The sequence below is a fragment of the Segatella copri genome (assembly GCF_949820605.1).
In the GTDB taxonomy this organism is placed as follows: Bacteria; Bacteroidota; Bacteroidia; order Bacteroidales; family Bacteroidaceae; genus Prevotella.
In genome coordinates this window covers 2,744,032-2,765,204 of record NZ_CATKVU010000006.1, presented here as the reverse complement: position 1 = coordinate 2,765,204, position 21,173 = coordinate 2,744,032, and the positions used below count along the sequence as shown (strand labels likewise).

14 protein-coding genes and 1 pseudogene are annotated in these 21,173 nt (G+C 43.8%); all 15 read left to right on the top strand.

The genetic code is table 11. The annotated features are described in order from the left end of the window. Positions 1 to 29 precede the first annotated feature (29 nt). The 15 genes and pseudogenes from RCO84_RS12565 to RCO84_RS12500 all read left to right on the top strand — a co-directional run bounded on the left by RCO84_RS12565 (position 30) and on the right by RCO84_RS12500 (position 21,172). A complete protein-coding gene (locus RCO84_RS12565) occupies positions 30 to 1,694 on the top strand; it encodes a S41 family peptidase (protein WP_144151310.1) in 1,665 nt (554 codons plus the stop codon). Positions 1,695 to 1,847: 153 nt separating this feature from the next. After that, positions 1,848 to 2,315, top strand: coding sequence for a ribosome assembly cofactor RimP (gene rimP / locus RCO84_RS12560; RefSeq protein ID WP_006849190.1), 468 nt, complete (start codon positions 1,848 to 1,850; stop codon positions 2,313 to 2,315). 3 nt (positions 2,316 to 2,318) lie between these two features. Next, the gene (nusA, locus tag RCO84_RS12555) at positions 2,319 to 3,581 is read left to right on the top strand and encodes a transcription termination factor NusA (RefSeq protein WP_022120775.1); all 1,263 of its coding nucleotides are present in this window, start codon (positions 2,319 to 2,321) and stop codon (positions 3,579 to 3,581) included. Positions 3,582 to 3,642: 61 nt separating this feature from the next. Next, entirely contained in the window at positions 3,643 to 6,486 is a 2,844-nt protein-coding gene (gene infB, locus RCO84_RS12550) for a translation initiation factor IF-2 (RefSeq protein WP_144151312.1), read from the top strand. Positions 6,487 to 6,624: 138 nt separating this feature from the next. Beyond that, on the top strand, positions 6,625 to 8,076 hold the full coding sequence (sufB, locus tag RCO84_RS12545; RefSeq protein WP_022120773.1) for a Fe-S cluster assembly protein SufB: 1,452 nt from the start codon (positions 6,625 to 6,627) through the stop codon (positions 8,074 to 8,076). Positions 8,077 to 8,119: 43 nt separating this feature from the next. After that, positions 8,120 to 8,875, top strand: a complete 756-nt coding sequence (sufC, locus tag RCO84_RS12540; protein ID WP_022120772.1) for a Fe-S cluster assembly ATPase SufC — start codon at positions 8,120 to 8,122, stop codon at positions 8,873 to 8,875. A gap of 14 nt (positions 8,876 to 8,889) precedes the next feature. Next, positions 8,890 to 10,233, top strand: coding sequence for a Fe-S cluster assembly protein SufD (sufD, locus tag RCO84_RS12535; protein ID WP_317585276.1), 1,344 nt, complete (start codon positions 8,890 to 8,892; stop codon positions 10,231 to 10,233). Positions 10,234 to 10,269: 36 nt separating this feature from the next. After that, complete coding sequence (locus RCO84_RS12530) at positions 10,270 to 11,484, top strand: aminotransferase class V-fold PLP-dependent enzyme (RefSeq protein WP_288718288.1); 1,215 nt, start codon at positions 10,270 to 10,272, stop codon at positions 11,482 to 11,484. A 421-nt stretch (positions 11,485 to 11,905) separates the two neighbouring features. Beyond that, a complete protein-coding gene (locus tag RCO84_RS12525; protein ID WP_317585272.1) occupies positions 11,906 to 12,514 on the top strand; it encodes a ribonuclease HII in 609 nt (202 codons plus the stop codon). Between the two features lie 12 nt (positions 12,515 to 12,526). Then, on the top strand, positions 12,527 to 14,092 hold the full coding sequence (locus tag RCO84_RS12520; RefSeq protein ID WP_317585270.1) for a hypothetical protein: 1,566 nt from the start codon (positions 12,527 to 12,529) through the stop codon (positions 14,090 to 14,092). A gap of 112 nt (positions 14,093 to 14,204) precedes the next feature. Further along, the gene (locus RCO84_RS12515; RefSeq protein WP_317585269.1) at positions 14,205 to 14,552 is read left to right on the top strand and encodes a hypothetical protein; all 348 of its coding nucleotides are present in this window, start codon (positions 14,205 to 14,207) and stop codon (positions 14,550 to 14,552) included. 12 nt (positions 14,553 to 14,564) lie between these two features. Beyond that, entirely contained in the window at positions 14,565 to 14,978 is a 414-nt protein-coding gene (locus RCO84_RS12510; protein ID WP_317585268.1) for a T9SS type A sorting domain-containing protein, read from the top strand. 3 nt (positions 14,979 to 14,981) lie between these two features. After that, positions 14,982 to 15,605 (top strand): annotated as a pseudogene (locus RCO84_RS16945) (SpvB/TcaC N-terminal domain-containing protein); the annotation flags it as partial. Positions 15,606 to 15,719: 114 nt separating this feature from the next. Next, positions 15,720 to 18,062, top strand: a complete 2,343-nt coding sequence (locus RCO84_RS12505) for an FG-GAP repeat domain-containing protein (protein WP_317585266.1) — start codon at positions 15,720 to 15,722, stop codon at positions 18,060 to 18,062. Next, positions 18,050 to 21,172: an RHS repeat-associated core domain-containing protein gene (locus RCO84_RS12500; RefSeq protein WP_317585264.1), complete on the top strand. Its 3,123-nt coding sequence runs from the start codon at positions 18,050 to 18,052 to the stop codon at positions 21,170 to 21,172. Before RCO84_RS12505 ends, RCO84_RS12500 begins: the two co-directional genes overlap by 13 nt. Position 21,173: the final 1 nt, after the last annotated feature.

Sequence of the window (21,173 nt, the reverse complement as noted above, 5' to 3'; positions counted from 1 at the left end):
TGAATCATATACAATTAAATAAGGTAACAATGAAAAGAATACTGTTCTCCTTGCTTATGGTGCTCCTGGCAGTTCCTACTTTTGCCCAGGTTGACAAAGATCATGACTTCAAAGCCGCAAAGAATATGGAAATATTCAATGCCATCTACAAGAATCTCGATTTGATGTATGTTGATACGCTCGATGCTGAAGTTGTGGTCGGAAATGGTATCAATGCCATGTTGCGTAGTCTCGACCCTTATACTACCTATTATCCTGAGCAGAAGATGAAGGAACTCAAGAACCTGCTCACCGGCAAGTATGCGGGTGTAGGTGCGGTGATACGCTACAATTTTCAGTTGCAGCGCGTCTGTATCAGCGAGCCTTACGAGAATATGCCTGCTGCAGAAGTGGGACTGAAGAAGGGTGACATCATCCTGAGTATTGATGATGAGGATATGACCAATAAGGAGGTGGGCTATGTCAGCGATCATCTTCGTGGTGACCCGGGTTCTTCTTTCATGTTGAAAGTTAAGCGTCCAAGTACAGGCAAGACGATGAAGGTGAAGGTAACACGCCGTACCATCCAGTTGCCGTTCTTGCCTTATTATGGCATGTTGGAGGGTAGCATCGGTTACATCAACTTCAATTCCTTTACCGAGCAGTCTGCCAAGGAAGTGCGTCGTGCTTTTATCGATTTGAGAAAGCAAGGAGCCAAGAGTCTTGTCTTCGATCTGCGTAATAATGGTGGTGGTTCTGTTACCGAAGCGGTCAGCATCATCAATATGTTCTTGCCAAAAGGTAAGACAGTCTTGGAGATGAAGGGAAAGTTGCAGCTTTCTAATCATGTTTATAAGACCACGGTTGAACCGATAGATTCCGTTATGCCGATGGTGGTATTGGTGAACGAGAATTCTGCCAGTGCCAGTGAAATCATGAGCGGCAGTCTGCAGGATTATGACCGTGCTGTAATATTAGGTACGCGCACGTATGGAAAGGGATTGGTGCAGACTACCATGGATTTGCCTTATAACGGACAGGTGAAACTTACTACTGCTAAATATTTCATTCCTAGCGGTCGATGCGTTCAGGCACTCAACTATAAGCACGATAAGGGTGGTTATGTGGAGCATGTTCCCGACTCTCTTACCAAGGTGTTCTATACCGCAGGTGGCAGAGAAGTGAGAGATGGAGGTGGTGTGAAGCCGGATGTAGAAGTAAGGCCTGATTCTTTGCCGAACATCGCCTTCTATCTGGCTGGTGCCCGCGACAGTAATGAGGTGATGCTTAATTATGAGGTTGATTATATCGCCAAGCATCCTGCTATTGCTTCTGCGAAGGAATTCTCGCTGACCGATGCCGACTATGATGAATTCAAGACACGCGTGTTGAAGGCTAACTTCCAGTACGACCGTGAAACAGAAAAGTATCTCAAGGACTTGGAAAAACTCGCTAAGTTTGAAGGCTACTACGATGATGCCAAGGCAGAGTTTGAGGCTTTGAAGAAAAAGCTGAGCCATAATGTGGCAAAGGATCTGGATTATAACAAGGATTACATCAAGCATCTGTTGGAAAATGACATCGTTTCAGCCTATTATTTCCAGCGCGGTGCCATCCAGAATTCCATGCGCTATGACAAGCAGATTAAGGAAGCAGTAAAATTGCTGAATTCTCCATCAGAATACGAAAAAATACTGCATCCTGTGAAGAAATAAGTACAAAAACGTGCACAATCGATTAAAAATGTGCACGTTGCGAATAAAAAGTTGCATTTTTTTTGGCTAATCACAAAAATATTTGTAATTTTGCAACGTTCAGTGGAATGAGGGGCTCACAAGAGTTCCTCATTTTATTTTAATAAGGTATATATGATTGATAAAAACGTCGTAAAAAAATTAGTTGAAGAATGGCTCCAAGATAAGGAATATTTCTTGGTAAGCATTGAAATCAGTCCCGACGATAGAATCGTTGTTGAGATTGACCATGCCGATGGAGTATGGATTGAGGATTGTGTTGCCTTGAGTAAGTATATTGAGGATCATTTGAACCGTGACGAGGAAGACTATGAGCTCGAAGTTGGCTCTGCAGGCTTGGGTCAACCGTTCAAAGTTCCGCAGCAGTATATCAATTTCATTGGCAAGGAGGTAGAGGTGCTTGATGCCGACGGCAAGAAGGTGAAGGGTATCTTGAAAGCTGTTGAAGGAAATGACTTCACAGTTGGCGTTGAAGAAAAGGTAAAGGTTGAAGGTAAAAAACGTCCGGTTAAGCAGGAGGTTGATCACGTTTACCAGATGGATAAAGTAAAATATACAAAATACATAATTAGTTTCAATTAAGTTATGGCTAAAAAAGAGCAAGAATTGACAGCGAGTATGATTGATACATTCCGCGAGTTTAAAGAAACAAAGAATATCGACCGTACTACATTGGTAAGTGTATTGGAGGAGAGCTTCCGTAATGTACTTGCCAAGATTTTTGGTAGTGACGAAAACTTTGATGTCATCGTGAACCCTGACAAGGGTGACTTCGAAATTTATCGCAACCGTATAGTTGTTGCTGATGGCGAAGTTGAAGATGAAAATAAGGAAATTACACTTTCTGAGGCTCGTAAGATTGAGCCGGATTACGAGGTTGGTGAGGATGTAAGTGAGACGGTTGACTTCAATAAGTTTGGTCGTCGTGCCATCTTGACTCTTCGTCAGACTTTGGCTTCCAAAATTCTTGAGTTGGAGCATGATTCACTCTACAACAAATACAAGGATCGCGTAGGTCAGGTTATCTCTGGTGAGGTTTATCAGGTTTGGAAGCGCGAGGTTCTGATTGTAGATGATGAGAACAACGAGCTCATGTTGCCTAAGACTGAGCAGATTCCTGGTGATACTTACCGCAAGGGTGAGACTGTTCGTGCGGTCATCCTTCGTGTAGACAACGAGAACAATAATCCAAAGATTATCTTGAGCCGTACTGCTCCAATCTTCCTGCAGCGCCTGTTGGAGGCTGAGGTTCCTGAGATTGCAGACGGTCTGATTGCAATCCGCCGTATCGCCCGTCTTCCGGGAGAGCGTGCTAAGATTGCTGTTGAAACATTCGATGAGCGTATCGACCCGGTTGGCGCATGTGTAGGTGTTAAGGGTAGCCGCGTTCACGGTATCGTTCGCGAACTTTGCAACGAGAATCTCGATGTCATCAACTACTCAAGCAATACCAAACTCTTCATTCAGCGTGCGTTGGCTCCAGCCAAGGTTTCTTCAATCAATGTTGATGATGAGAACAAGAAAGCAGAGGTTTACTTGCAGCCTGAGGAAGTTAGTTTGGCTATCGGCCGTGGCGGTATGAACATCAAACTGGCTTCTATGCTTACAGAATATACCATCGACGTATTCCGTGAGGTAGACGAGAATGAGGCCGATGAGGATATCTACTTGGATGAGTTCTCTGATGAGATTGACCAGTGGGTTATCGATGCTATCAAGGGCATCGGTCTTGATACTGCCAAGCAGGTACTCAATGCACCTCGCAACTTGCTGATTGAGAAGGCCGACCTCGAAGAGGAGACCGTTGATCATGTACTCAGCGTGTTGCGCGCCGAATTCGAACAATAATTCCCTTGCCAGCGAGTGCTTGCAGGGAATCTAACTTTAAAAATAGGAGAATAAATAATTTATGAGCATCAGATTAAATAAAGCACTACGTGAATTAAATATAGGACTTCAGACGGCAGTTGAATTCCTAGAGAAAAGAAAAGACCTGGGAGATGTCAAGGCAGAACCGAGCTTCAAACTCACCGACCAGCAATATAAGGCATTGAATGATGCCTTCAGTCAGGACAGAGAGGTTCGTGATCAGGCTGAGAAACTCTTTACCAAAAAAGCAAAAGATAAGAAGCGTGCGCCAGAGCAGAAGGACAATCGCGCTGAAAGCTTGTTGGAGTCTAATGGACAGCAGCAGTATAAGCCGCTGGGAAAGATTGACTTGGACAATATCGGTAAGAAGCCTGCTGCAGAGTCTGTTGCGGAAAAGCCTGAGACTGCTGCCGTCAGTCCTGAGCAGAAGAAAGACGCTCCTAAGGCTGAGCAAAAGAAGGAACAGAAGCCACAACAGGCTTCTCAGCATAAACAGCAAATGAAACAGGAAAATCATCAGAAATCACAGCAGTCAAACGCTCAGATGAATAAGCAGAATGCTCCTCAGGGAAAGAAAGAGCATCATCATGCTAAGAATGAAACTGCACAGCATTCTGCTGGCGCAGCAGACAACAGCGTGTTTACTCTCAAGAGTGAGAAGAAGTTTACTGCTAATGAGCCTAAGGTGTTGGGCAAGATAGATTTGTCTTCCCTCAACCAGAGCACTCGTCCTAAGAAGAAAACCAAGGAGGAGCGCCGCAAGGAACGTGAGGAGAAAATGGCTCAACAGCACAATGAGCGCAAAAAGCGTGTTCGTATCAACAAAGAACGTGTTGACATCAATGCTGAAGCTAAGAATAATAGCGGAGGTAATGGCAACAACGGCGGTAATAACAAGAAGAACAAAAACCGCAACAGAAATAATAACAATAATAATCGCGGCAATAATAACAACCGCGGCAACCAGCGTCAGATCGAGGTTGATGACGAGGCTGTAGCACGCCAGGTTAAGGAGACTCTTGCACGTTTGACCAGCAAGAGTCAGAACAAGAAGGGTGCTAAGTACCGTAAGGAGAAGCGTGAGGCTGTTCAGGAGAAGTTGCAGGATCAGGCTCGTCAGGAGCAGAAGGAAAGCAAGACCCTGAAACTTACTGAGTTCGTTACCGTTAGCGAGTTGGCTACGATGATGGATATCAGCGTTACTCAGGTTATCTCTACGCTGATGGGCGTAGGCATCATGGTATCTATCAACCAGCGCCTGGATGCAGAGACCATCAACATGGTAGCTGAGGAGTTCGGTTTCAAGACCGAATACGTGAGTGCCGAGGTTCAGGAGGCCGTGAGCGAGGAAGAAGATGATGAGAACGACTTGGTTCCACGTGCTCCAATCGTAACCGTCATGGGTCACGTAGACCATGGTAAGACCTCTTTGCTCGACTATATCCGTAATACCAATGTGATTGCCGGTGAGGCGGGGGGTATTACCCAGCATATCGGTGCCTATAGCGTGACCCTGAAAAGCGGTCGCAAGGTAACCTTCCTGGATACTCCAGGTCACGAGGCGTTTACCGCCATGCGTGCCCGTGGTGCCCAGGCTACCGATATCGCCATCATCATCATCGCAGCCGATGACTCAGTGATGCCTACTACCAAGGAGGCTATCGCTCATGCGCAGGCTGCCGGTGTGCCTATGGTATTCGCAATCAACAAGATTGATAAGCCAGGTGCTAACCCAGACCGTATCCGTGAGGACTTGGCTAACATGAACCTGCTCGTTGAGGAGTGGGGTGGTAAGTATCAGTGCCAGGAAATCAGTGCCAAGAAGGGTATCGGTGTTCACGATTTGCTCGACAAGGTGCTCCTCGAGGCTGACATGCTCGACTTGAAGGCTAACCCTAACCGTCGTGCTACAGGTACCATCATCGAGTCTTCTCTCGACAAGGGTCGTGGATATGTTTCTACCGTATTGGTTGCCAATGGTACCTTGAAGGTAGGCGACATCGTACTCGCCGGTACTTCTTGGGGTCGTGTCAAGGCGATGTTCAATGAGCGTAATGTCAACATCAAGTCAGCAGCTCCTGCTGAGCCAGCTATCATCCTCGGTTTGAATGGTGCGCCTACTGCAGGTGACCAGTTCCACGTAATCGAGACAGAGCAGGAGGCTCGCGAAATCGCCAACAAGCGTGAGCAGCTGCAGCGTGAGCAGGGCTTGCGTACTCAGAAGCGCTTGACCCTGGGTGATATCTCTCACCGTATCGCACGTGGTGAGTTCCATGAGTTGAACGTCATCGTGAAGGGTGATACCGATGGTTCTGTTGAGGCATTGAGCGACTCATTCATCAAGCTTTCTACCGAGAAGGTTCAGGTGAACGTGGTGAACAAGGCTGTGGGTCAGATTTCAGAGAACGACGTGATGCTGGCATCTGCTTCAGATGCAGTCATCGTTGGTTTCCAGGTTCGACCATCTGCCGATGCTCGTAAGGCTGCCGACCGTGAGGGTGTTGAAATCAACACATATTCTATCATCTATGATGCTATCGACGATATCAAGAGTGCGATGGTTGGTATGCTCGACAAGGTGAAGAAGGAAATCGTTACCGGTCAGGTTGAGGTTAAGCAGACCTTCAAGATTTCTAAGGTGGGTACTATTGCCGGTGGTCTCGTTACCGAGGGTAAGGTACACGCTAAGGATAAGGCTCGCGTCATCCGTGACGGTATCGTGATCCGTACTGCTGAAATCGGTGCCTTGAAGCGTTACAAGGACGATGTCAAGGAGGTGGTTACCGGTATGGAATGCGGTTTGAGCCTCGTCAACTACAACGATATTCAGGAGGGCGACGTTATCGAGACCTTCACTGAGATCGAGGTAGAGCAGAAGCTTTAATAAAGTGAAGAGTGAAGAACGAAAAGTGAAGAATTCATTTGTTTTTCGCTCTATCATATATATAATAAGGTAGGGATGAGTCCTCAGCGGCTTATCCCTATTTAGGGTTAAAATAACGAAAGGTTATTCTAAATAACAATGGCAGAAATAGAGAAAGAACAGAATCAGGTTGTCAAGGATGTGATAGACCAGAAATACGAGTATGGTTTTACCACCGATGTACATACTGAAATCATAGAAAAGGGTCTCAACGAGGATGTTGTGCGCCTGATCTCGCAGAAGAAGGGAGAGCCAGACTGGATGCTCGAATTTCGTCTGAAAGCCTACAATTACTGGAAGACGCTAAAGGAGCCAAAGTGGGGACACGTTCACGTGCCACCTATTGACTACCAGGAGATTTCATACTATGCCGACCCTTTGGCAAAGAAGCCAAAAAACAAGGAGATTGATCCTGAGTTGGAGAAAACATTCGACAAACTCGGTATTCCTCTGGAGGAGCGTCTGGCTTTGAGCGGTACCGCCGTAGATGCCATCATGGACTCTGTGTCGGTAAAGACTACTTTCAAGGAGAAACTCCGTGAGAAGGGCGTCATCTTCTGCAGTATCGGTGAGGCTGTGAAGGAGCATCCTGATCTGGTAAGAGAATATTTGGGAACCGTAGTTCCTTATCGTGATAACTTTTATGCAGCCTTGAACAGTTGTGTTTTCAGTGATGGCTCATTCGTTTATATTCCTAAGGGCGTCCGCTGTCCGATGGAGTTGAGCAGTTACTTCCGCATCAATGCCCGTAACACCGGTCAGTTTGAGCGTACATTGATCATCGCCGATGATGATGCCTACGTTTCTTACCTGGAGGGATGTACAGCGCCAATGCGTGATGAGAACCAGCTCCATGCGGCTATCGTAGAGATTATCGTCAAGGATAATGCTGAGGTGAAGTACTCTACCGTTCAGAACTGGTATCCTGGTGATGAGCATGGTAAGGGTGGTGTGCTGAACCTGGTAACCAAGCGAGGCGACTTGCGCGGTGTGAACTCTAAGTTGAGCTGGACTCAGGTAGAGACGGGTTCTGCGATTACCTGGAAGTATCCTTCCTGTATCTTGCGTGGCGACAACTCTGTAGCTGAGTTCTACAGCGTAGCTGTTACCAACAACTATCAGGAGGCTGATACCGGTACCAAGATGATTCACATGGGTAAGAACACCAAGAGTACCATCATCTCTAAAGGTATCTCGGCTGGTCATAGCCAGAACTCCTATCGTGGTCTGGTTCGTGCCACATCCAATGCCGACAATGCACGCAATTACAGTTCCTGCGACTCTTTGTTGCTGGGTAGCGATTGTGGAGCGCATACCTTCCCATATATGGATGCCCATAACGATACAGCCGTGTTCGAACATGAGGCAACCACCTCGAAGATTTCAGAAGACCAGCTCTTCTATTGCAATCAGCGAGGTATTCCTACCGAGGAGGCTGTCGGCTTGATCGTAAATGGTTATGCCAAGGATGTGCTCAACAAGTTGCCTATGGAGTTTGCCGTTGAGGCACAGAAACTCCTGAGTGTTTCACTCGAAGGAACCGTAGGATAGTTATCATAATTCTCGATGAAATCGATAAAAATTGACTAAAATTATGTTAGAGGTAAAGAATCTGCATGCTACTATTGCAGGCAAAGAAATATTGAAAGGTATCAACCTGACTATCAACGATGGTGAGATACATGCAATCATGGGACCTAACGGTTCCGGTAAGTCAACCTTGAGCGCTGTGCTCACAGGTAACCCTCTCTATACCGTAACCGAGGGTGAGGCTATCTTCAACGGCAAGAACCTCCTGGATATGAAGCCAGAGGACCGTGCCCGTGAAGGCTTGTTCCTCTCTTTCCAGTATCCGGTGGAGATTCCTGGCGTATCCATGACCAACTTCATGCGTGCAGCTATCAATGCCAAGCGTGAGTATCAGGGTTTGGAACCATTGAATACAAGTGAATTCATGAAGCTGATGCGTGAGAAGCGCGAGTTGGTGGAATTGGATAGCAAGTTGGCTCGCCGTTCAGTAAACGAAGGTTTCTCGGGTGGTGAGAAGAAGCGCAACGAGATTTTCCAGATGGCTATGCTGGAGCCAAAGCTTTCTATTCTCGATGAAACCGACTCTGGTCTCGATGTGGATGCGATGCGTATCGTGGCTGACGGTGTGAACAAGATGCATACCGACAAGACATCTGCCATCGTCATCACTCACTACGAGCGTCTGCTCGATATGATTAAGCCAAGTGTGGTTCACGTACTCTATAAGGGTAGAATAGTGAAGACTGCTGGTCCTGAACTTGCCAAGGAGATTGAGGCTCGTGGCTACGACTGGATCAAGGCTGAAGTAGATGAGAAATAATAAGGAGGATGGCTATGCTTTCAGAAAAACAATATTTAGACTTGTATCAGTCTTCTTCGAGAGTGATCAAGAAGAACAGTGCTGAGGTGCTCAATGCGGTGCGCGATGCTGCGTTTGAGAACTTCCGTCGCTTGGGCTTCCCTTCCCGAAAGGTAGAAAGATACAAGTACACAGATATGAGCGCCATTTTCGAGCCAGATTATGGCTTGAACTTGAACCGTCTGGAAATTCCGGTAGATCCATACGAAGCTTTCCGCTGCGATGTGCCTAATCTGAGCACTTCGCTCTACTTCGTGGTGAACGATGCTTTTTATAACAAAGCATTGCCTAAAGTAGAGCTTCCGGAGGGCGTAATCGTGGACTCTTTGAACAAGATTGCTGCAGAAAACCCTGAATTCATCGGGAAATACTACGCTAAGATTGCCAAAACCGATGAAGATGGCATCACCGCATTGAATACATTCTTGGCACAGGATGGCTTGCTTATCTACGTTCCAAAGGATGTAAAGGTAGAGCGAACCATTCAGGTCATCAATATTCTCCGTTCGGATGTTGATTTGATGGTAAACCGACGTGTGCTCATCGTGATGGAACAGGGTGCTGAGGCTAAGTTCCTCTTCTGCGATCATGCTGCCGATGATAAGAACTTCCTCGCAACCCAGGTTATCGAGGCTTATGTTGGCGAGAATGCCAGTCTCGACCTCTATTGTCTGGAGGAGACTCATTACAAGAACCGTCGTGTCAGCAACGTTTATATTGAGCAGCAGGCTAACAGCCGTGTAAACCATAACGTCATCATCCTTCATAACGGTATCACCCGCAACCGCCTCGACCTTGTATTCAAGGGCGAGGGAGCCGAGAGCTTCTGTAATGGTTGTGTGATTGCCGACAAGAACCAGGTGGTTGACAACAATACGCTTATCGATCATCAGGTGGGTCATTGTACCAGCAACGAACTTTATAAGTATGTACTCGATGGTGAGGCACGTGGTGCTTTCGCCGGCAGAGTATTGGTTCGTCATGGTGCCCAGAAAACTGTTTCTCAGGAAACCAACCAGAACCTCTGTGCTACGAAGACTGCCCGCATGTTCACCCAGCCGATGCTGGAGATTTATGCCGATGATGTGAAGTGTGCGCACGGTAGTACTGTAGGTCAGCTCAACGATGCCGCATTGTTCTATATGCAGCAGCGTGGTGTGAGCCGTGAGGAGGCTAAGTTGCTCCTTCAGTTTGCATTTATCAACGAAGTCATCGACAAGATGGAGCTGGAGCCATTGCGTGACCGCCTGCATCATCTCGTAGAGAAGCGATTCCGTGGTGAACTCAATAAGTGTGAGGGCTGCAAGCTTTGCAAGTAGATAATATCCTTTTAAAGGAGTTAAGTTCTTAAAAATATGTATGATATCAATCAAGTAAGAGCAGATTTCCCGATTTTATCGAGAAAGGTCTATGATAAGCCATTGGTGTATCTGGATAATGCGGCAACTACGCAGAAGCCATTGTGCGTGCTCGATGCCATGCGCGATGAGTATCTCAATGTAAATGCCAATGTGCATCGTGGTGTTCACTATCTCTCTCAGCAGGCTACCGACCTTCATGAGGCAGCCCGCGAAACCGTGCGCAAGTTTATCAATGCGCCTAAGGTTGAGGAAGTCATCTTTACCCGTGGCACTACAGAGAGTCTGAATCTCGTGGTTTCATCGTTCTGCGATGCCTTTATGAGCGAGGGCGACGAGGTGATTATCTCTACCATGGAGCATCACTCCAATATCGTGCCTTGGCAGTTGCAGGCTGCCAAGAAGGGAATCGCTATCCGTGTAATCCCTATCAATGATAAAGGTGAGATTAACCTCGATGAATTCGCCAATTTATTTACCGAACGCACCAAAATCGTGAGCATTGCCCAGGTGAGCAACGTGCTCGGTACGGTGAATCCGGTAAAAGAGATGATAAAGATAGCTCATGAGCACGATGTGCCTGTCATGGTGGATGGCGCTCAGAGTACTCCTCATTTTGCTGTGGATGTACAGGATATGGATTGCGATTTCTTCGCTTTCAGCGGACATAAGATTTATGGTCCTACCGGTATCGGTGTGCTTTACGGCAAGGAAGAGTGGCTCGACAAGTTGCCTCCTTATCAGGGCGGTGGCGAAATGATTGAGAGCGTAAGTTTCGAGAAGACTACTTTCGAGAAGTTGCCTTTCAAGTTTGAGGCTGGTACTCCTGATTATGTAGCTACCCACGGTCTGGCAAAAGCCATCGATTATGTTTCTGCACTCGGCATGGATAACATTGCCAAGCACGAGCAGGAACTCACCCGTTACTGCATGGAGCAGATGCGAACCATAGATGGAATCAGGCTTTTTGGTGAACAGGAGGGCAAAGATGCCGTTGTCAGCTTCTTGGTTGGTGATATTCATCACATGGATATGGGAACCTTGCTCGACCGCCTGGGCATCGCTGTACGTACCGGTCATCATTGCGCTCAGCCTTTGATGGACCGCTATGGTATTCTCGGCACCGTTCGTGCCAGCTTTGCCCTATATAATACAAAGGAAGAAATAGATGCGCTTGTAGCGGGCGTAAAACGCGTGGCTACGATGTTCTAAGGAAAAATCATTTTAGCCGTTTATAGCGCACGTAAAAGCCTTATTTAACCAACTGGCGAGCGAAAGACAACCTACTGGCAAGCAAAGAACAGCCAACTGGCGCTACTGCGGACAGTTGGCTGTTTGCGTTTGGCAGTTATCAGAAAGTTGAGGTTGGAATGCCCAAATACTCTTCACTCTTCACCCTTTTGTCGTAACGTATTGTTATACTGATACTTACGCGCTGAAGAGACGTTCTGACTCTTCACCCACTCTTCACCCACTCTTCACCGCCTGGTGCTATGAGGGTGAAGAGTAGGTGAAGAGTGGGTGAAGAGTTGGTGAAGAGTTTAAACGCTTCTATCTTTGTAACTATCATATAATCAGAAGGTTACAAAATAGAGGTGAAGAGTGAAGAATAAACGTAAAATTCATCATAATTATGTTAGAAAGTCATTATTATAAGGATATGGTAGAGGCTGGCTGCGATGAGGCTGGCAGAGGATGTCTGGCAGGCAGCGTATATGCAGCAGCCGTTATCCTTCCGCCCGGTTATCAGAATGCCGAATTGAACGACAGTAAGAAGCTCACTGATAAGAAGCGCAAGGCGCTCCGCGAGCAGATAGAGCGTGATGCTGTAGCTTGGGCTGTGGGCATTGTTACTCCCGAAGAAATCGATAAAATTAATATCCTCAACGCCAGTTTTCTGGCTATGCACCGTGCCCTGGACCAGCTCAAGGTTCGTCCGGAGGCAGTTATCGTGGATGGTAACCGCTTCAAACCCTACAAGGATTTGCCTTATACAACCATCGTAAAAGGCGACGGCAAGTATCTGGCAATTGCTGCGGCAAGCATCCTTGCCAAGACCTATCGTGATGATTACATGGATGCGCTGGCAGAAGAATATCCACAGTACGACTGGAAAGGCAACAAGGGTTATCCTACCAAGAAGCATCGTGCTGCCATCAGGGAATTTGGAGTCACTCCATATCATCGCATGAGTTACAATCTTTTAGGCTCCGGTGAACTGTCCATCGATTTTAAGGAATAATATACTGTCGCCATGAAGCATTTGGTCTATATTTTTCTGCTCCTGCTGAGTTTGCTTTCTTGTAGGCAATCTTCCGTTTATGGAACATTGTCGGACATAGATAGTGTGCTTTCGGAGCATCCAAAGAGGGCACTTACTCAATTGGATTCTTTGAGAAAGATAGGCGCACTTTCTGCCAAAAAGGATTCCATGTATGCAAAGCTGTTATGTAATACCGCTAAGAATCTTTTGTATCTACCATTGGATGATGTGAAAGATATCGATGAATTGGCATCTTATTATCTGCAAACAGATAATAAGGAATTATTGCCAAGAGCCTATTATTTAGTAGGTAGATGTTTGCACGACCAGGATAGCATTCCGCAAGCTATTATTTATTATCATAAGGCTTTGGAATGCTTAGATGAAAGTCAGAATAGCAATATGAAGTTACGAGGTGCGGTAAATGCACAGATTGGCGATTTGTTCTTCAGGCAAAACTACCAGCGCTATGCCAAGAAATTCTATCAAGAAGCGAGCCGTTGTGACTCGCTTTGTCACGATCTGCAGTCATTGGCTTATGACTTGAGAGACTTGGCGGTGATTTCTGAATATTTAGACCAAAAGGATAGTGCTATCTATTTTGCCAAGCAAGCCTTGACGATAGCAGATAAGTTGTCTGATGAGAGTTTGAAGACAGAAATGTCCATTGAAGTAGCTACTTGTTATTTGGAATTAGACTTGGATTCTGTGCGTAAATATATGCAGCCGTATTCATTGAATGAAAGTGTGTCATCAGATGGTGCTTCCTATTTTCGTTCTTTATATTATATGAAGATGAATGACCTCAAATTAGCAGAGAGAGAACTTTGGAAACTTGCAATAAATGAGCATAAGACTGTTAGAAAAGATGCATACCAACGGTTGACTACTATATTCTTGCAGCAAGATAAGGCTGACAGTGCTAATTCTTGTTTCCAAAAATATTTGGATTGCGCCGATTCTTTAGACATAGAGTCTGAGTCGGAAAAGGAGGCAAAGGGAATAGCCTTGTATGATTATATATACCAGAAAGAACGTGGTAATCAGTTGGAGCTCGACAACAAGAATAAATTGCTTCTTATATCGGTTCTTGGTATTGCGCTTTTGTGCTTACTTTCATTGTCTGTCTTTTATTGGCAGATGGGTATTATGAAGAAAATCAAGTTACAGAACAAATTGAAAGATTTGAAGATACATTCCATTCTTTTTCCGATGGATTCGGCTCATTTGAATGAGCAAATCTTGATGCAAGTCGGTATGAGTACAAACTTGTCTCAAGGCAAGCATTTGTCAGAGGTGCAATGGCAAATGCTGGAAGGTGTATTCCATAGTCACTATCCTCATTTCAAGGACCACCTATATTCTTGTTGCAAGTTATCAGAACAAGAATACCATGTTTGTATGTTAGTCAAATTAGGCTTAGGTTCTTCCAAGATTTCAATCTTAACCAGCAAGGCTGTATCTACTATCTCTACGACTAAGCAAAGATTGTTCAAGAAAATAACAAGAGAAGATGGAACTGCCGAACAACTTGCGGAATTATTAGCCACTATGTAAACACCGATGAAATCACTTGTTTTGATTTTGCGAATATAGTTGCGAATATATTTTTTAATGACTTTTGTGCGAAAATGCTTACCTTTGCCACCAACATTTTTATAACTAAACAATGAGAAAGGTAAGTTTAATTTTGGTGACTCTATTGCTAGCAATGAATATGCAAGCTTCAGTCAAGGGTAGAAGAATATACATGTTCTCTCCCGCATCACGTTCATATTTTAATCGGCACCATCGTGCTCCAATGAAGGCACTTGTTCAAGTTTATCAAGACGATTTGTCTTTACAAGTTGTTTTGAATACAGAGCAAGTAGTAACCATTACATTCTATGATATAGATGGTAATCTGCTTTCTACTGAAGTCCAAATTTCTAAAGAAGCAGTGTACTCTATACCAGAGAGTGCTGTGGAAGTCGAAGTCTCTTATGGGGATGCACATTTAGTCGGAATGTTATACTAAAATCTGAGTCTTATGAAGTCAATATTGCCTATTGTTATCATGATCTTTTCTGTGTCAGCTTATTCCCAAAACAAAATCAGCTATCAATATGATGCTGCTGGGAATCGTATCAGTCGAGAAATTCTGTTTTCTCAAACGCAAATGGCTAAAAAACAAAACAAGATAAATACAGATATGTTGGGGAAACATAAAATCACGATTAGCCCCAATCCAACAGAAGGTCTTCTTCGAGTAGAATTATTAGATGGAGATGTTGCTGTAGATGGGGAAGCCATCGTATATTCTGCTAACGGAAGCCTTGTTGCTTCTGCACCGCTGAAAAGTAGTGTGACAGAATTAAACATAGGTTCATGTCCTAGTGGCATTTACCTTCTACAGATAAAACAGGGAAATTCAAAGTTGGTTTGGAAGATCATAAAAAAATAGAAGATGATGAAATCCTTTTTACGTTTTTTGTGTTTGACTCTTTTAGGGGTCTTTTTGCAATATGGCAATATTGCTTCAGCAGACTCTAATCGTTCAGTAGGCTCACCTAAAGGACAGTTTGAGGTGTCTTCAACGGGGGGCGCAGTGTATTCTGTTGCCATAGATGCTCCTAAGGGTATAGGAAAATTACAACCTAATGTCTCTTTAACTTATAATAGTCAGGCAGGCTATGGCATCGTTGGTTATGGCACGAATATTTCTGGTATATCTGTCATCACTCGTGGATGCAAGGATATTTACCACGATGGCTATGCTAAAGGTTCGAAAGGTCTTGGTGGTGGTGCTTATTTCCTCGATGGGAAGCGTTTGATTAAACAAAACAACATTGAAGGCATTGAAGGGGCTGCTTATGTGTTAGAAGGCGATCCTTTTACAAAAGTCCGCTTTTATGGCAGTTATTTTGGTAGTTTGGCGAATGTAAAGATTGTTGTAAAAACTAAGGATGGATTGACTTGTTCTTATGGTAGCGGTTCCGATTCTCGTTTGTTCTATACACAAGCTTCTCGAACTCGTATTCAAGCTTGGTATATAGATAAGGTGGAAGATGTGTATGGCAATACGATGACCTATAGTTATATTCATGTTGGAAATTGTATATATCCAGCTAAAATAACTTATGGAAAGAACTATAGTTTGTCAACTCCTAACACATCTACGGTTACTTTTACGTACCAAAGTATTTTGAATAAAAATACTCAGTGTGTGACGTTGGGTGGTAGGGTGTCTAATGTTGATAGAAGACTTAGTGAAATCACAACAGCGACAGGCAATGATGTCTATCGCAGATATGTGTGTGAATACGACTCAACTTTGGATGCCTCGAAAATACGATATTCACGCTTGGTGAAAGTAACGGAATATAATGGCAAGGGTGAATGTTTCAATCCGATTGTGTTTGGATGGCATGGTTTTGCAGGATTAGATAGAAGAGTGTCTTATCCAAAGATAGATGCAGATTACCATGGTTTTAATCAAGAAATTGTCAATAGCGGTTTTATTAGTGCGGATTTTAATGGTGATGGGTTGTCCGATATAGTGAAATTGGCTTATGTCAAGGATGATTATATTAAATATAATAATGGACGAGGTGGCTATAATGAAGAATGGCACCCTAGAACGATAGCGTATTTCTTTAAAGCGAAGAGAGATAACACAAGTAATGTTGTATTCGATTATGTAAAGCAGAGTAAGATAGATGGCGTTTGTGACATTCAAGGTATGGTTAGTCGTCCTGGGGGAAGTACTGTTTTGGATTTTAATGGTGATGGAAAAGCAGATGTTCTTGTGCCTATGTTAAATACAGATACACATTTAGATCAGGATCACCAGTATGTAATTTGGCGTGTCTTCCAAGGCGCTTCTAATGTGATTATGGGTAAGGTCTCTAATTTGCGAGCTGCTAGGGAAATGCCATTATACACATCTATAGACATAAACAAAGATGGAAAGACGGAAATATTTTATGTGGAGGCTACATCTAAAGATGGAAAATATTTAGGTGGTTGCTTGAATTTCGTTGATAAGCAAGAATTGGCAAATGAAACTCTACTCTCATTTGTATTTCCTAAGATTCCGAAGAAGATTTTCTCGGGCGATTTCAACAATGATGGTATGCCTGATTTGTTGTTCACTTATGATGGTGGCTACAAAATCTATTTTAATAATGGTACAGATAGTTTTGCTACTGCCTTTACGGAACAGAACTCTAAGACAGGTACAACCTTTGGCGATGACATCTTGATGGAGCAAGGCGATTTCAATGGTGATGGTCTTGTGGATTTTGTTCATTGTGACAACAATGGCAATGCAAACTTTGCTTTCAACAATGGTGATGGCACATTTACAGCAAAATATGCCATCAGATTGGACATGAAGGATAAGAACACTGGTAAGGATGATGACAAGTACGAGATTATCCCATTTGATATGGATGGTGACGGTAAGACCGATTTGCTCGCTTTGAAATCAGACTATAAGTATCATGGTGGCTTTCATAATCATTACTCTTTCAGAAATACTCAGGTAGCTTGGCTTCGTTCTACTGGTGAAAAGCTGGTACAAGAGAAGGTGGTATTTACAAATGGGGAAACAGATGCCATTGGTGGAAATGTTATTGTCGGTGATTTCACGGGTGATGGTCAAATGAGTATCATGGGGTATGGCAAGAATATCTATAATGCCAATGCCTCAGATCCTATCAAGATGCGACTCTATGCAACTCAGAATTATTCGGTTTCATCGGGAAAAATCAATACCGTTACTGATGGACTTGGCAATGTGACATCTATAGAATATGCCTCTTTGACAGATTCTACAGTCTGCCTTCCTACCATAACCTCCGCTAAGTTCCCTGTGGTCGATATTCGTCCCGATTTGGTCATGGTGAAACGTAGCTTGGCGCATGGCTTGACAACTGACTATCGTTATGGTGGACTGAAAGCCCATGTGCAAGGACTAGGCTTGATAGGATTTGAGAGAACACAGTCAAAGGTTTCTTTCAATAATGAAACGACGGAAAGCATTGTGGATGAGTGGAATCCAAAGTATTATACTCCTCAGAAGGTGACCACCCGTTCTTCCGTAGGCGATTGGAAGGCTTCTTCGACATCTACGATTTCTTTTGCCGAGCTGAATGGTACTTATTTTTCTTATCCTAAGGAACAGGTTGCTACCGATTATGATGGCAATGTGACTACTACGTCATGCGTATATGATGTAGAGAAAGGTTGCCCTCTGAACGAAACCGTGACTTATGGCAGTGATGCCATGTATAAGAAAACTGAATATAAGAATTATGTGAAGCGACTAGAAACATGGTTGCCAACTACGATAGTATCTAGTCAGAAGCACGAGGATGCCAATGAAGAATATGCCTCTACCACTATGCTCTCTTATGATGAGAAAGGACAAGTGGTGCAAAAGGAGGATCATGCAGGTACACCTTTGGCATTATCTACCACTAACGTCTATGATTCTTGGGGAAATGTAATCTCCAGCAAGAGGGATATGGTATGGCTACGATAACCAAGCATTATAGCTACGATGATACCAAAAGATTCTTGAAGAAAGAATGGCAAACGCCTGCCGCATCGGAAATGCTTTACACTTATGATATATGGGGTGATGTGTTGAGTACTGTCGACATGACAGATGTGACACATCCTTTGACTACCAGATATCAATATGATGGATGGGGAAATCTCATCAAGACGATGCATCCTACCAGCGCAGTAGAAACCTCTATTATTTATTGGGGAAGCTCTACTAATTTGAAGTACTACATTGAGGAAAGTGAAACAGGCAAGCCTACCGTAAAGACATGGTATGATTCTTATGGACGAAAAACGCTTTGTCAGTATGCCTTGCCTTGTGGTGTACAACATAAGGAAACGTATGCCTATAATGCGAAAGACCAGGTTCTTCGTAAGTCAGTATCTGATGGAAAATTGACATATATGGAACTCTTGTCTTATGACAAGTTGGGACGAATGACTTCGGATAACCAGACTCAACGAGGCAAGAACTATTCTTATGCTTATGGCAATCGAAGCGTTACTACAAAGATTGGAGGTAAGAGCTACACGAAGACAACGGATGCTTGGGGAAATGTCAAGACCTCTTCCGATCCTGTGTCAAGTGTGTCGTATGTTTACAATTCCATGGGCAAACCTGTGGAGATAAATTGCGAAGGCTCTAAGACTTTGGTGGAGTATGATGCCGTTGGCAATAAGACTTCTATGACAGATCCTGATGCTGGCACAACTACTTATGAGTATGCAGCCGATGGTAAGTTGTTGAAGCAAACAGATGCTCGTGGCATTGTCACGACAAATACTTACGATGAGTTGGGACGATTGACGACTTCACATGTCGGCGATATGGAAATTACTAGAACTTATGGAACGTCTGGTAATGACAACTTGCAGTTGATTAAGACGACTTGTGGTAACAACTTGGAGAGTTATTCTTATGATGTATTTGGCAGACTCACTTCTAGGACTCGTTCTGTGGAAGGTGATGAGTCGCACCAATATACCTATAGTTACAATATGGATGGCAGCATTGCTAGCGTTGTCTATCCTGGAGGTCTGACCCTAGGCTATGTGTATGATGCTAATGGATATTTGATGGCAAAGAAATACAACAATGTGGAGTTTAAGTCTTTGGCATTTTATGATGGTATCACCACTAGATACAAATTGCTGAATACATTTGGCAGTAAGGCAGTCACTTTAAGTACGAATGGGCATGTGAAGAGTGTTGACGTTAATTGCACCAGTCATAAGAATTCTTTCGAGTACGAATATGATTCTGCCACGGATAATCTTCTATCTCGAACAGGAGTGAACTCACAGAAGGAGACTTTCACCTATGATGGGGTGGATAGATTGACTTCCGTCAGCTACAACGGACAACGAAATTTAATTATAAAATATGCAAACGATGGCAATATTTTGAATAAGTTGGACGTTGGTAATTATGAATACGGACAAAAGCCACATGCTGTCATGAGTGTAGATAATATCAGAAGGATTATACCAAGTGCAACGCTATCTACCGAGTTCAATGAACTTGGCAGGATAGGTCGTATCGATGATGGTAATTCCTTGACATCCGTTGATTTTGTCTATGGTCCAGATATGCAGCGTTGGAAATCGACCTCATACAATAATGGAGTCGTAGAGAAGACAACCTTCTATGATACCGATTATGACAAGGTGATAGATAAGAATGGTAATGTCACAGAGTTCATCTATGTGGATGATAATTTTGTGATGTTGCGGAAGGATAACGGAACATTCTTGCCTTATGTTGTTGTAAAGGACAATATAGGTAGTATCATTTCTATTTATGCTGGTGATGGTACTCAAGTGTACTCTGCATCTTATGATGCATGGGGAAAGCAAACTGTCACAATGAACAAAATTGGTTTCATTCGTGGTTATTGTGGGCATGAAATGCTGAATGATTATCAAATCATCAACATGAATGGTCGCTTGTACGATCCTGTACTGGGCAGATTCCTAAGTCCAGACAATTATGTTCAAACTCCCGATTTTAGCCAGAACTATAATCGATATAGCTATTGCTTGAACAATCCTCTCAAATATACTGACCCAAATGGAGAATTGTTCGGAATTGATGACTTTTTGGTGTTTAGTGTTGTTTCTGGTGCAGTAATGGGTGCAATGCATGCAGGAATGTCAGGTAAGAGTATTTGGAAAGGTGCTCTCTTTGGGGCAGCTGGAGGAGCCGCAACTTATGGTATTGGTGCTGCATTCGGTGCAGTAGGTGGATTAGGACATGAACTGCTTCGAGCAGGAGCGCATGGGTTGTCAACTGGACTTTTTAATGGACTCAGTGGTGAAAACTTCTTTTCTGGTGTCGTTTCAGGAGCAGGAGGTTCATTAATGGGTACATTTGCTCAGTCTGTCCATCTTCCTAGTTGGGCATTGATGTCGTCAACTGCCGCAATGGGTGGAGCTGTCTCATTAGCTTCTGGAGGTAATTTCTATCAGGGATTATTGAATGGCTTGCAAATTGGTGCATTCAATTTCGCAGAGCATGATATAACCTATAGACATGATAGTCAAGACCATATTGTTGGCTCTATTCGTGATGTGGTAATATATCCTAGTGAGGCAGCAAAGCAATATATAGAAACAGCTGGTGTTTATGAAACGGCAGCTACTGGTGTATCTTTTCTGGAGAGTTTGAATAATTATGGAAGGAAATGCAGAATTGGTACAAATGGAAAATTCTATTTCCCAAGAGCTAATAATCATATATTTTATGGCAACCAATATGTAAGAACGAGAGAATTAAAAGGACTTAGTCATTTAAACTATTTCACACGAGCAATGTCATCTGCGGAAGATTATTCTCACTTTAAAGCTGCATATATAGCTGATGGAAATAAAATTGGTACAAATTGTGAAAAGTTATGTTTTCAAGTTGCAGGTCGTGAGTTGGGAACTTGGGGCGGTGCAATAATTGGACGACTAGCTGGTGGCGTTATCGGTTTTGGTTATGCAACGCTCCCCTTAGAAATGCTGGGCAGCTTTGGTGGAAGCTATGTAGGAGGTGAACTAGGCTTCGCTTTAGGAGGTATAATGTTTAATTTCGTAAAATGAT

What these genes read in the sequence shown, in the direction of transcription:
- RCO84_RS12565 (WP_144151310.1), top strand. Translation starts at nt 30, where the DNA reads ATGAAAAGAATACTGTTCTCCTTGCTTATGGTGCTCCTGGCAGTTCCT.
- rimP (WP_006849190.1), top strand. Translation starts at nt 1,848, where the DNA reads ATGATTGATAAAAACGTCGTAAAAAAATTAGTTGAAGAATGGCTCCAA.
- nusA (WP_022120775.1), top strand. Translation starts at nt 2,319, where the DNA reads ATGGCTAAAAAAGAGCAAGAATTGACAGCGAGTATGATTGATACATTC.
- infB (WP_144151312.1), top strand. Translation starts at nt 3,643, where the DNA reads ATGAGCATCAGATTAAATAAAGCACTACGTGAATTAAATATAGGACTT.
- sufB (WP_022120773.1), top strand. Translation starts at nt 6,625, where the DNA reads ATGGCAGAAATAGAGAAAGAACAGAATCAGGTTGTCAAGGATGTGATA.
- sufC (WP_022120772.1), top strand. Translation starts at nt 8,120, where the DNA reads ATGTTAGAGGTAAAGAATCTGCATGCTACTATTGCAGGCAAAGAAATA.
- sufD (WP_317585276.1), top strand. Translation starts at nt 8,890, where the DNA reads ATGCTTTCAGAAAAACAATATTTAGACTTGTATCAGTCTTCTTCGAGA.
- RCO84_RS12530 (WP_288718288.1), top strand. Translation starts at nt 10,270, where the DNA reads ATGTATGATATCAATCAAGTAAGAGCAGATTTCCCGATTTTATCGAGA.
- RCO84_RS12525 (WP_317585272.1), top strand. Translation starts at nt 11,906, where the DNA reads ATGTTAGAAAGTCATTATTATAAGGATATGGTAGAGGCTGGCTGCGAT.
- RCO84_RS12520 (WP_317585270.1), top strand. Translation starts at nt 12,527, where the DNA reads ATGAAGCATTTGGTCTATATTTTTCTGCTCCTGCTGAGTTTGCTTTCT.
- RCO84_RS12515 (WP_317585269.1), top strand. Translation starts at nt 14,205, where the DNA reads ATGAGAAAGGTAAGTTTAATTTTGGTGACTCTATTGCTAGCAATGAAT.
- RCO84_RS12510 (WP_317585268.1), top strand. Translation starts at nt 14,565, where the DNA reads ATGAAGTCAATATTGCCTATTGTTATCATGATCTTTTCTGTGTCAGCT.
- RCO84_RS12500 (WP_317585264.1), top strand. Translation starts at nt 18,050, where the DNA reads ATGGCTACGATAACCAAGCATTATAGCTACGATGATACCAAAAGATTC.